Source organism: Shimia sagamensis (assembly GCF_900182745.1).
Lineage (GTDB): Bacteria > Pseudomonadota > Alphaproteobacteria > Rhodobacterales > Rhodobacteraceae > Shimia > Shimia sagamensis.
Window position 1 is genome coordinate 1 of sequence record NZ_FXTY01000007.1, and the last position, 12115, is coordinate 12115.

Below are 12115 nucleotides of genomic sequence, written 5' to 3' on the forward strand. Positions count from 1 at the left end.
CACCGCAACACCAAAAACAAACACGCCTTAACCAAACAAATCCCGCCAAAAAACACGTCGGTAATACGTCTGTTTCGCAGCTGCATCGCAACGGTCCACAAATACGGCAGGAAAGGTGTTGTTTCAGAAGACCTGCCCCACCGCACGCATCTGTTGCGGTTCACGCGTCTTACTTGGACCGCAAGGACAGTAACTGCTGTGCCAAAGGCAGCAAAGCCTCTTGTGCATTGGCAACCAACTCCTTGGCACGAGATGTAGCAACAGCGTGCCCCCCCTCGCGCACCCTGCTGGCCAGTTGACGGGCGGCCTGATCACCACCAGCAATACGATGCGCCAGCCCCTCCTCTTCCAGCTGAAGGTAGTCCTGAGCAAAGTTAGCCGTGTTGGGACCACACATCACCGGGCAACCGACCGCGATGGCCTCCCATGGGTTATGCCCTTCTGTGTCCCCAAAGCTGCCGCCAATCAAAGCCACCTGCGCAAGGCGATACCACAACCCCAGCTCGCCAAGTGTATCGGCCACATAGACCTGATGGTCCATTTCCAAAGACTGCCCTCGACTGCGTTGCGCAAACCCTAAGCCAGCTTCCATCAAGGTCTTGCAAATGTCCGCCCCACGGTCCGGGGCTCGCGGGGCAATAATCATCACCGCATTTGGATCTGACACCAGCACGTCTTTGTGGGCAGCAATCGCCACCGCTTCGTCCGGGGCATGGCTGGAGGCCACTACCCAAGTGCAGCGCCCCGCCAAAAAGTCCCGCATGTCGCCCAAGGACGCAGCATTCACGTTCAAAGGGGCGGCCGCTGGCTTTAACGACGGCATGACCTGGGGATCCGCTACGCCAAGCTGCCGCAAGAACCCGGCAGAAGTTGGCTCCTGTGCGGCCACCAAGGCAAACATCTGCATCAGATCTTTAAACCCCGCGCGCACTTTATGCCGACGCTCAAATCCGGCCTGGGTTATGCGCGCATTGATATAGGCCAACGGGATGCCTCGGCGCGCGGTGTCGACAATGGCCCCGGGCCACAGATCCTGCTCCGACCAAATCGATAGGTCCGGCTGCCAGTGATCCAAAAACCGAGCCACATAGCGTGGCCCGTCCAGCGGCAGAAACTGATGTATCACCCGAGGCGGAAGGTTCGCCCCCAAAACCTGGGCAGAACTGCGCGCTGTTGACGTAACCAGGAAATGCGCCTCCGGCATCAACTCTCCCATAGCACGCAGCAAAGGCCGTAGCGCCAAGACTTCTCCCAACCCCACCGCATGCAGCCAGATCAGCGTCCCTTCGGGTCGCGCGACCCCAGCCTGCCCCAGTTTTTCCTGGGCTCGGGCAGGATCATCTTTGCCTTTTGCCACACGACGGGCCACCACAGCGCGCATGACTGGCTGCAACACCGGGCGCAACATCAGATAACTGCGCAATTGCCAGCCAAGCGAAAGACCTGCGCTGTTGTGCTCATTGGCCATATGTATGCACCTGTCCGTTGCTGTGTACATCAGCCCCTATATACACCGGCAAATGGCCAAGACCATGCCCACGCAAAGCGTTGCCCACAAACAACGCCTACGGGAAAACCCTCGTTAATAAGTGGTGAAGGACTTTCTGAAACAGTGCGCCAGACGCCACTGTTTGTTGTGTAGATTATACCGGATAGAAAATGCCCCTGACGAACTCCCTTTGGACCATGGCTCGCTCTTTGGCGGGACGGTCCTACCTGCCTTCGTTCATCGCCTTGGCGGTAGTGGTGTGTTTTGCCGTCTATGCGGAGCGTAACCAGACCTTTATCACCAAACAGGAACAGCGTGCGCTTGCCGTTAGCGAAACCAGCCGACTGCGGGCTCAGATCGAAGGCTATGTCAGCGCTGATATTCAATTGGTGCGCGGCATGATCGCGGCTCTGTCTGCCGATTTGGACATGTCGCAGGAGGACTACAGTTTCCTTGCGCAACAGGTGATGGGCACCCATCAGGAGTTCCTCAACATCGCGTTGGCCCCGGATTTAGTTGTGACCCGCGTCTATCCATACGAAAAGAACAAAGCTGCGCTTGGCCTCGACTACAACAAGAATGAGGCCCAACGCGCCGCAGCTTACCGCGTGCGCGACAGCGGTAAAATGGTTCTGGCAGGCCCGGTCAATCTGGTTCAGGGTGGCACCGGCTTTATTGGACGTTTTCCTGTCTGGGACACCCGCAACGGACAGCGTCGTTTTTGGGGGCTTGTGGCGGCCGTCATCGACGCCGACGGGCTCTATCAAAATGCCGGATTGTTGGACCAAAATCTCACAATTGATGTGGCACTCACTGGAAAAGACGGCACCGGCGCCGAAGGCGCGCTATTTTTTGGAAACCCGACAGTGCTGGATGATGCCCCCATCCTGATGGACATACAATTGCCAAGCGGAACTTGGCAGCTTGCAACGCGCCCCAAAGAGGGGTGGGCAACGGCTTCCGATGATGTTTGGGGGACCCGGATATTTTTCTTTTTTGTTGGCTTGCTCATATTTGTCCCAACATTTGCGGCTGGGCGCTTGTCTGACACTCGGCGCAGTGCGATTGACGCCCTGAAGCGGCGCGAAGTGGAGCTTGAGCGCCTGTCACTCGTTGCCAAACACGCCTCTGACAGCATCATTCTCAGCACGCCAGATGGAAAAATCCAGTGGGTGAACGCTGGTTTCACGCGGATGATGGGCTACAGTTCTAAGGAAGCCGTTGGACAACACGTTGGTGAACTGCTCAACTCCGAAAACACAAACCCTGAAACAATTCAGGACATGATCAACCAACGAATTCAAGGCAACCGCTTCCATTGCCAGATCATTAACAAGACCAAGGATGGCCGCGATATCTGGGTGGGCACCAATATTTTCCCAATCAAAGATGATGACGGCAACATCACAATGAACATTGGGATTGAGCGCGACATCACCCGGACCAAGCAATATGAAAAGGAATTGGCCGAAGCAAAACTGGTGGCAGAGAAAGCCGACCGGGCCAAAACCGATTTTCTTGCCAATATGAGCCATGAAATCCGCACGCCGATGAACGGCATTCTGGGCATGGCAGACCTGCTTTCGGAAAGCGCCATCTCTGGTGAAGACCGCCAATGTGTGGACACCATCCGCGACAGTGGCCATGCGCTTTTGAAAATCATCAACGATATTCTCGATTTGTCGCGACTAGAGAGCGGGAAACTGGAAATTTCGGACGTGAATTTCAACCTGCGCCACTGCATCGACAGCGCCGTCGAATTGCTCCGCCACAAAGCAGATCAGAAAGGCATCTCTCTCACTTTGGACTACGAAGACGATTTGCCAACTGAGGTGCGTGCCGACGATGGCCGCCTGCGCCAGATCATCGTGAACCTGGTCGGCAACGCTGTGAAATTCACGTCCAGTGGTGGCGTACGTGTGCTTGTAAAGCGGGATGAAGAGTCGGAATATGGCATCAAGGTCGAGGTGTTTGACACCGGCATCGGCATCACAGAGGCGCAAGCACAACACATCTTTGATCGCTTCTCTCAGGCGGACGCTGCCACCACCCGCGCCTTTGGCGGCACCGGGCTTGGCCTGACAATTTCCTCGATGTTGGCGCGGCGCATGGGGGGCGACATTGCCTTGTGTACAGACTATGACGATGGGGCCTGTTTTGTCGCTACAATCGACGCAAAACCAGCGATAGGCAGCCCCAAAAAGGAACCGGAGATTTCCTCGTTTGCCTCCGAACACCTTGAAGGCGCGCGCATTCTTTTGGCAGAAGACAACAAAACCAACCGTCTATTGGTCCAAAAATACCTAGCCGCGTTTGATGTGGAGCTGATTGAGGTTGAAAACGGCTTGCAAGCTGTGGAATTTTGCAAAGCCTACACCCCGGATGTGGTGCTGATGGACATGTCCATGCCGGAACTGGACGGCGTCGAAGCCACCCGCATCATCCGTTCCCTACCGATACCTCAGCCGCCCATTGTGGCGCTGACGGCAAATGCGTTTGATAGCGATCGGGACATGTGTCTGGAGGCAGGTATGGACTTCTTCTTGTCTAAGCCGATCAACAAGGCCCACCTTCTGCAGGCCTTGTCGACGCAATTGGAACACCGCAAGGCCTCCTGACCTTTTGATATTCCGGGATCGGCGGCGCAGCATTTGGCGCCGCCTCCCGTGTCATTTAGGCAGCGGGCATCCGCTTTTCAACGATCTCTGCCCACCAGCTGCAACCAGCTGGAATGGCGTCATCATTGAAGTTGTATTCTGGGTGGTGCACCATCGCGCCGTCTTCACCGTTGCCAACAAGGATATAAGCGCCAGGGCGCTCTTCCAGCATGAAGGCAAAGTCCTCGCCACCCATGACAAGCGGCGCTTCGTCACACTGACCGGAGATCGACTTGGCCACTTCGGCGGCAAACTCGGTCTGAATTTCGGAGTTCACCATCACTGGGTAGCCGCGGTGGTAGTTCACCTCAACGGTGCCGCCAAAGGTCGCTGCAATGCCGTTACAGATATCGGTGATCCGCTGCTCCGCCAACTCACGCATGTCTTTGGACATGGTGCGCACGGTGCCTTTGATGTGCACTTTCTGAGGGATCACGTTGAACGCTTTGGACGAGGTCTCAAAGCTGGTCACTGACACAACAACTTGATCCACCGGATCAGCATTGCGGCTTGCAATTGTTTGCAACGCCAACACAGCCTGCGCAGACATCACAGTGGTGTCCACAGTGTCATGAGGTTTGGCAGCATGGCCACCCCGGCCTTCAAAATGAATATCAAACTGATCCGTTGCTGCAAAGAACGACCCCGGACGGATTGCAAAGGTGCCCAGTGGCACACCCGGCCAGTTGTGCATGCCATAGACTTCCTGAATGCCCCACCGGTCCATCATACCGTCTTCACACATCTCACGACCACCGCCGCCACCTTCTTCGGCGGGCTGGAAGATCACCACAACGGTGCCGTCAAAGTTGCGGGTCTCCGCAAGGTATTTCGCTGCGCCCAACAGCATGGCTGTGTGACCGTCGTGGCCACAGGCATGCATCGCGCCCGGTGTTTTGGAGGCATACTCCAGACCGGTCTGCTCGTGGATCGGCAACGCATCCATGTCGGCGCGCAAGCCAATCACCTTGCCAGAACCGGTCTCTTTACCTTTGATCACACCGACCACGCCGGTGCGGCCAATGCCGGTGACAACTTCATCCAGACCAAACTCTTCCAGTTTCTCCGCCACAATCGCGCTGGTGCGGTGGGTTTCAAACAGGATTTCCGGGTTTTCGTGCAGATCACGGCGCCAGGCGGTGATTTCGTCGTGCAGCTCTGCAAAACGGTTCTTGGTGGGCATAGTGTTTCCTCGCTCAATAGTACGTTCTTAAACCGCCGGCATGCGGCGTTCGATGACTTCCGACAGAAAGCTGCTCCCGTGCGGGATGGCTTCGTCGTTAAAGTTATATTCAGGGTGGTGCAACGCAGCGCTGTCGCCGTTGCCGACCATGATGAAGGCACCGGGCCGGGCTTGCAACATATAGGAAAAGTCCTCGCCACCCATCTTCAATGGGGCCTGAGAGCAGCCGCCAGACACAGCGGTTGCGACTTCCTCAGCAAATTCTGCCTGTTCATCCCAATTGATGGTCGCTGGTGTGATGCGCTGGTAGTCGACCTTGGCCGTTCCCCCAAAAGTCGCAGCCACGCCGGCCACAACCTCAGTCATGCGCGCCTCAACCATATCCTGTGTGTCAGGATTGAAGGTGCGTACAGTGCCTTTCAGCGTCGCAGTGTGCGGGATCACGTTGAACACATCTGATCCGGTCTGAAACGAAGTCACTGACAGCACAGCACGATCCACCGGATCGGCGTTGCGGCTGACAATCGATTGCAGCGCCAGATGGATCTGGCTGCCCATCATGGTTGGATCGATGGTCTTGTTCGGCTGCGCCGCGTGGCCGCCTTTGCCTTCGATCTCAATGGTGAAAAAGTCCACCGCTGCCAATAGCGGCCCTTTGCGCAATGCAAACTCCCCAACCGGCAGGCCTGGATAGTTGTGCATGCCATAGACCTCCTTGATGCCAAAGCGCTCCATCATACCATCTTCGACCATGGCCAAGGCGCCATTGCCGCCCTCTTCCGCAGGCTGGAAAATCACCGCCACCGCGCCATCAAAGTTGCGCGTCTCGCTCAAGTACTTGGCCGCCCCCAGCAACATCGCCGTGTGCCCATCATGCCCACAGGCATGCATCGCGCCATCGTGCTTGGAGGCATACTCAAGTCCGGTCTGCTCCGCCATTGGCAGCGCATCCATGTCCGCCCGCAGGCCAATCACATTGCCTTTGGTGTCAGTCTTGCCTTTGATCAGCCCCACCACTCCGGTGCGGCCAATGCCGGTGACAACCTCGTCACAGCCAAAGTCCTTGAGCTTCTCCGCCACCAGCGCTGACGTGCGGTGCGTTTCATACAGCACTTCAGGGTGCGCATGAATGTCCTGCCGCCATTTGGTGATCTCGGCGTGCAACTCCGCAAAACGGTTTTTTACCGGCATATGTCTCTCCCCTGCCCCTGCTTTTAGTCTGCGTTCGGCATGCGCCGCTCGATCATTTCCACATACCAGCTGCTGCCCAACGGGATGGCCTCGTCGTTGAAATTGTACGCCGGGTGGTGGCATTGCGCGCTGTCGCCGTTGCCCAAATGGATGTAGGCTCCGGGCCGTTCTTCCAACATAAAGGAGAAATCCTCTGCCGGCATGATCGGGTCCACCTCGGGATCTACATTTGCCTCGCCCGCAACCGCCTGCGCTGCCTCCACGGCAAACTCGGTCTCGCGATCATGATTAACCGTCACCGGGTAGCCGTCTTCCCAGACCACTTCGGCTGTTGCCCCAAAAGCCAAAGCCGTGTGGGTTGCGACCTCGCGAATGCGCCTTTCGGCCAATTCCCGGTTGTTGTTGTCCAACGTGCGCACCGTGCCCTTCATACGCACCGTATGCGCAATCACGTTGGACGCGCTGCTGTCGGTCTCAAGTGTGCCCACAGTCAGCACTACCCGCTCAATTGGTTTCACGTTGCGCGAGACAATGCTCTGCAGGGAGACCAAAATTTGCGCGGCAACAAGTGTGGTGTCCACGGCCTCTGCCGGTTCTGCCGCATGGCCACCCTTGCCGGTCACCACAATTTCAAACTCATCCGCCGAGGCCATCAAGGCGCCCGGACGAATGCCAAATTCCCCGACCGGAACGCCGGGGGCATTGTGCATGCCGTAGACTTCCTGAATGTTCCACCGGTCCATCATCCCGTCGCGACACATCTCACGGCCACCGCCGCCACCTTCTTCGGCGGGCTGGAAAATCATCACCGCCGTGCCGTCAAAGTTCCGCGTCTCCGCCAGGTACTTCGCCGCACCCAGCAACATCGCGGTGTGTCCGTCATGGCCACAAGCGTGCATCTTGCCGTCCACTTTGGAGGCATAGTCCAACCCGGTTGCCTCATGAATCGGCAGCGCGTCCATGTCTGCACGCAGCCCAATCACCCGCCCCTTTGTGTCGGTTTTGCCTTTGATCACCGCCACAACACCGGTCTGACCAATGCCAGGCGTGATCTCATCCACACCAAACTCCTTGAGGCGCGCTTGCACAAAATCAGCGGTCTCATGCACATCAAACATCAGTTCAGGGTTCTCATGCAGGTGGCGACGCCAACCGGTGATCTCATCGTGCATCTGCGCAATACGATTGCGGATAGGCATGGGCACTTCCTCCAAAATAACATGATTTGCTGATCGCTTGGCGAGACTGAACCAATGTTCAATGACTGGCAAGAGCCACCGCGAAAATAATTCACTTATCAAGCAAACCTTCGCCTACCCATGCGTCAACATGAGTCAGTAAAACCGGCTTCGGAACGCTCGCACCAGCAGACACAAACCGTTAAGCTTTGGCCATGCGAACTTGGATACGCCATCGGGCGACGATTCTGATCCTTTTCTTCCTGATGCTCATCGCCGTGGCCAGCGGTGTATGGCGCTATGGCTATGTTCAGGCGCTCGATCAATTGGCACGCCGAGGAGAAGCGGACCTTGCGCTGGCTGCGGACCGGCTCACGGCACAATTGCAGCGGTATCAAGAGCTTGCGGTGCTAATGGCGGAACACCCCACCCTGCTGGCACTAAGCGAACATCAGAGCAACGCCCAGCCCAGCGCTGATCTACTCTTGGAAGTGGCTGACAAAACCGCCGCGTTAGATCTGATCTATGCCAGTGCCGATGGAACCATCCTCGCAACTGCGCAGGAGGACGCTGTGCCTTCGCAAAACCTCACCGGCGCACCTTATTTTACGCGCGCCCTACACGGTGCGATTGGCACCCACCACGCGGTTGATGCGCGCTTCAATCAACGCGCCTTCTACTTCTCCGCACCCAGCTTTGGAGCGGACGGAAAAGTGACCGCTGTGCTGACCGTGGTCGTGGACATGGCAGATGTAGAAGGCAACTGGCGCGGCGATGGCCCGGCAGTGTATTTTGTAGACGACGCCAAAGAAGTATTTATCACCAACCGCTCCGAACTCCTGTTCTGGAACCGGCCGATTGGCGACACCGGCCTTGCACCTCCGGACGCACCAGCGCCCGTTTTCTCCAGCCAGAACACCGCAGGCTATGAAATCTGGCAAATGGATTGGGGGGCCTACATCCCGGAACGCGGCCTGCATATTGTCAAAGACCTACCCATCATCGACCTCGTCGCCGAGGCTATTGTCGACGTCAGTTTCGCCCGCCGCATAGCGGGTCTTCAGGCTGGCGCGATTGCCGCTGTGGTCATGGTGTTTGGCCTGATCCTGCTGCAAGTTCTGGAGCGCCGCCGCGTTTTGGCCCAAGCCAATGCTGAACTCGAAGAGCGTGTGACCATCCGCACAAAAGCGCTCTCTACCACCAACGAAGCCCTGCGCCGCGAAATCACCGAGCGCGAGGAGGCCGAGGCCGCCCTCAAAAAGGCACAAGCTGATCTGGTGCAAGCCGGCAAACTCTCTGCCCTTGGCCAGATGAGCGCCGGCATCAGCCACGAACTCAACCAACCCCTACAGGCCATTCAGACGTTTGCCGACAACGGCACGCGGTTCCTGGACCGCGCCAACACCGAGAAGGCTGGCGAAAACCTCACCCGCATCTCGCAAATGGCCACCCGCATGGCCCGCATCATCAAAAACCTGCGCGCCTTTGCCCGCAATGAAAACGAACCCATGGGCCGCGTCGATCTGGTGGCGACCATCAGCCAGGCCGTCGAGCTCACCGAATTGCGCCTCAATCAGGACAACATCAATCTCAGTTGGGCCGCGCATTCCTACAATCATCCGATCTACGCTTTGGGTGGTGAAGTGCGCCTTGCGCAGGTGTTTGTGAACCTGATCAACAACGCGGCCGACGCCATGTCCGACAGCGAAGAGCGCCAGATCGACATCTCCATCGTCACCGCCCCGCGCCTCTGCGTGAACATCCGCGACACCGGCCCCGGCATCGATGCGCCCGACAAAATCTTTGATCCGTTCTACACCACCAAGGAGGTTGGCAGTTCAGAAGGCATGGGCCTCGGCCTCTCGATCAGCTATGGCCTTGTGCAAAGCTTTGGCGGCAATATCCGAGGCAGCAATCTGCCCGCGGGCGGAGCCCTGTTCACCGTCGAGCTGGATCAATGGCAAGAGGAGAGCCCCAAATGACAGCTCCTGTTTTGGTGGTTGATGATGACCCCATCGTGCGCGAAGCCCTGACCCAGACGCTGGAACTCGAAGAGTTTCCGGTGATCTCCGCCGGGTCTTTTGTCGAGGCCAAAGACCACATCACTGCGACCTTTGCGGGCGTGATCCTCTCAGACATGCGCATGCCTGGACGTGACGGCTTCCATCTCTTGCAATTCACCCGCGACACCGACGCGGAACTGCCGGTGATCCTGTTGACCGGCGAAGGTGACATCCCCATGGCTGTGCGCGCAATGACGCAGGGGGCGTTTGGGTTCTTGGAAAAACCCTGCGCCCCGGCTGAACTCATCGCTGTGATTGACCGCGCCCAAAAAGCCCGCGCCATGGCTTTGGAAAACCGCCACCTCAAGGCCCAGCTGGAAACCGGCGATGCCGCCGCCCGCATCCTTTATGGCACCTCACCACAGGCCGAAGCCCTGCGCCACCGCGCACGATCAGTCGCGCGTATCAACGCCGAAGTTCTGATCTCCGGCCCGCCCGGCGCGGGCATCTCCAAAGTCGCCGAAGTTATCCACCTCTGCGGCGCCCATCCCGAGGGTCCCTTTGCCAAACACACTGCTGCTGGCATGGATCCAACAGCCTTTGCCACTTTCATTGAAGAAACCCAGGGTGGCAGCCTGTTCCTAGACGAAGTACAATCCATGCCGATGCAGACGCAATTTGCGCTGCTCACCCTGTTGGAAACCGGCGAACACCCACGCCTGATCTTTGGCAGCGCCGCACCGCTGGATGATGCGGTGCAATCCGGAGCTCTTCATGCCGATCTCTATTACCGGCTCGAAGCGCTACAGGTCCGCATCCCAGCCCTGTCTGAGCGCCCCGAAGACATCCCCGTACTGTTCCGTCACTACGTCGCCCAGGCCGCGGAACAAGCAGGCGTTGACGCGCCCGAGATCACCTCAGATGTGATTTCATCTCTGTTGGCACAAGACTGGCCCGGCAACGCCCGCGCCCTGATGAGCGCCGCCATGCGATTTACCCTAGGCCTGCCGGGAGAAGAGACCCAGACCGCTGGCCTCGGCCTTGCCGACCAAATGGCGCAGGTGGAGCGTTCTCTTCTTGCGGAAGCCTTGCGCAAACACCAAGGTCGGGCCGCGGCCGCGGCTGAGGCCATGAAGCTGCCGCGCAAAACCATGTATGACAAATTGGCCAAATACGGCCTCAAGCCCGAAAGCTTCCGATGACCGCAACCACCAGTCCCGCGCCGGAAACATTGTCTCGTCGCGCCGGTTGGCTTGCCATTGCCGCCATGTTTGCCATCAACGGATCGATCTTTGGCCTCTGGGCCAGCCGCATCCCCGCCTTCAAAGCCACGCATGATCTCAACCACGCGGAACTCGGCGGGTTACTGCTCCTGCTCGCAGCTGGCGCCATCTGCGCCTTCCCGCTGGCCGGACGTCTTGCGGACCACTTTGGCGCCGCCCGCGTAACCAAAGCTTTTGTCTTTGCCAATTTGATCTTCGTGTTAGCGCTCGCACTCACACCCAACGTCTGGCTGCTTGGCGCTGCCCTGTTCCTGTTTGGCGCAGCCCACGGCGGCATGGATGTGACCATGAACGCCTGGGGCGCAGAAGTTGAACGCTGGGCCAAGCGCCCACAGATGTCGTCTTATCACGCCATGTGGAGCCTCGGTGCAGGCATTGGCGCCGCCTCAGGCTTTGCCGCCATCAGCCTCAATGCCGCGCCCCTAACGCATTATGTCATCGTCGGTATCCCCTTGACCGCGCTGCTGTTCTGGCTCGGTAACATCCCCTGGACCTCTCCGCTCAACCGCGACAGCAAAGCGCCCATTTTTTCAATCCCCAAAGGTCAGCTGGCGCTGGTGGGTCTGCTCGCATTGGGCGCCTCCATGGGCGAAGGCGCCATGGCAGACTGGAGCGCGGTCTATCTGGTCGACATTGGCGGCGCGCCGGAAAACTGGGCGGCGATGGGCTATGCGATCTTTTCCGTGACCATGGTGATCATGCGCCTTTTGGGCGATTGGATCACCCATCACACCTCGCCTCAACTGGCCGCCCGCGGCAGTGGCCTTGTCGCAGCTTGCGGCGCCGCCCTCACCGTGCTGTTCCCAGTGCCGCCCGTGATGCTGGTGGGCTTTGTGATGATGGGCATCGGCTACGCCCTAATCTTTCCCCTCGCCTTCAGCCGCGCCGCCAATGACCCACACCAAAGCCCGGGCAAAGCCCTCGCCGGCACCGCCACATTTGGCTACGGCGGCATGTTACTTGGCCCACCACTGATTGGGTTTATCGCCAACGCCACGTCGTTGCGCGTGTCGTTTGGGGTGTTGGCTGTGCTGGCGCTGATGATTGCGGTGTTGAGTGGCGCGTTGCGGCGGGACGAATAGCGGTTCCGCCTTTCAGCGTGTAAAAGGGGCCTGCAAATCAGGCCCCAAG

General features: G+C 58.3%; 8 protein-coding genes. 4 read left to right on the plus strand and 4 right to left on the minus strand.

From position 1 onward, the window contains the following. Positions 1-169: 169 nt before the first annotated feature. Positions 170-1468 carry a 3-deoxy-D-manno-octulosonic acid transferase gene (locus QOL67_RS16650; protein ID WP_283427114.1) on the minus strand — a complete coding sequence of 433 codons (1299 nt, stop codon included), beginning with the start codon at positions 1466-1468 and terminating at the stop codon, positions 170-172. Between the two features lie 191 nt (positions 1469-1659). Between QOL67_RS16650 and QOL67_RS16655 the strand changes: the two genes are divergently transcribed. After that, positions 1660-4107: a response regulator gene (locus QOL67_RS16655; RefSeq protein WP_283427115.1), complete on the plus strand. Its 2448-nt coding sequence runs from the start codon at positions 1660-1662 to the stop codon at positions 4105-4107. 55 nt (positions 4108-4162) lie between these two features. Here QOL67_RS16655 and QOL67_RS16660 read toward each other — a convergent pair whose 3' ends face one another. From QOL67_RS16660 to QOL67_RS16670, 3 genes are read right to left on the minus strand one after another with little or no spacing between them, the layout of a single operon-like run. Beyond that, entirely contained in the window at positions 4163-5329 is a 1167-nt protein-coding gene (locus tag QOL67_RS16660; protein WP_283427116.1) for a M20 aminoacylase family protein, read from the minus strand. A 27-nt stretch (positions 5330-5356) separates the two neighbouring features. Beyond that, entirely contained in the window at positions 5357-6520 is a 1164-nt protein-coding gene (locus QOL67_RS16665; protein ID WP_283427117.1) for a M20 aminoacylase family protein, read from the minus strand. A 23-nt stretch (positions 6521-6543) separates the two neighbouring features. Then, entirely contained in the window at positions 6544-7719 is a 1176-nt protein-coding gene (locus QOL67_RS16670) for a M20 aminoacylase family protein (protein ID WP_283427118.1), read from the minus strand. Between the two features lie 194 nt (positions 7720-7913). Here QOL67_RS16670 and QOL67_RS16675 point away from each other — a divergent pair, with 194 nt between their 5' ends. The 3 genes from QOL67_RS16675 to QOL67_RS16685 are packed head-to-tail and all read left to right on the plus strand — an operon-like array spanning position 7914 to position 12066. Continuing rightward, entirely contained in the window at positions 7914-9680 is a 1767-nt protein-coding gene (locus QOL67_RS16675; RefSeq protein WP_283427119.1) for a sensor histidine kinase, read from the plus strand. After that, positions 9677-10903 carry a sigma-54-dependent transcriptional regulator gene (locus QOL67_RS16680; protein ID WP_283427120.1) on the plus strand — a complete coding sequence of 409 codons (1227 nt, stop codon included), beginning with the start codon at positions 9677-9679 and terminating at the stop codon, positions 10901-10903. Before QOL67_RS16675 ends, QOL67_RS16680 begins: the two co-directional genes overlap by 4 nt. Beyond that, positions 10900-12066 (plus strand): MFS transporter, encoded by a 1167-nt coding sequence (locus QOL67_RS16685; protein WP_283427121.1) that lies wholly within the window; start codon positions 10900-10902, stop codon positions 12064-12066. Before QOL67_RS16680 ends, QOL67_RS16685 begins: the two co-directional genes overlap by 4 nt. Positions 12067-12115 lie beyond the last annotated feature (49 nt).

Coding starts and splice junctions, on each gene's coding strand:
- QOL67_RS16655 (WP_283427115.1), top strand. CDS start 1,660: ATGCCCCTGACGAACTCCCTTTGGACCATGGCTCGCTCTTTGGCGGGA.
- QOL67_RS16675 (WP_283427119.1), top strand. CDS start 7,914: ATGCGAACTTGGATACGCCATCGGGCGACGATTCTGATCCTTTTCTTC.
- QOL67_RS16665 (WP_283427117.1), bottom strand. CDS start 6,520: ATGCCGGTAAAAAACCGTTTTGCGGAGTTGCACGCCGAGATCACCAAA.
- QOL67_RS16685 (WP_283427121.1), top strand. CDS start 10,900: ATGACCGCAACCACCAGTCCCGCGCCGGAAACATTGTCTCGTCGCGCC.
- QOL67_RS16660 (WP_283427116.1), bottom strand. CDS start 5,329: ATGCCCACCAAGAACCGTTTTGCAGAGCTGCACGACGAAATCACCGCC.
- QOL67_RS16670 (WP_283427118.1), bottom strand. CDS start 7,719: ATGCCTATCCGCAATCGTATTGCGCAGATGCACGATGAGATCACCGGT.
- QOL67_RS16650 (WP_283427114.1), bottom strand. CDS start 1,468: ATGGCCAATGAGCACAACAGCGCAGGTCTTTCGCTTGGCTGGCAATTG.
- QOL67_RS16680 (WP_283427120.1), top strand. CDS start 9,677: ATGACAGCTCCTGTTTTGGTGGTTGATGATGACCCCATCGTGCGCGAA.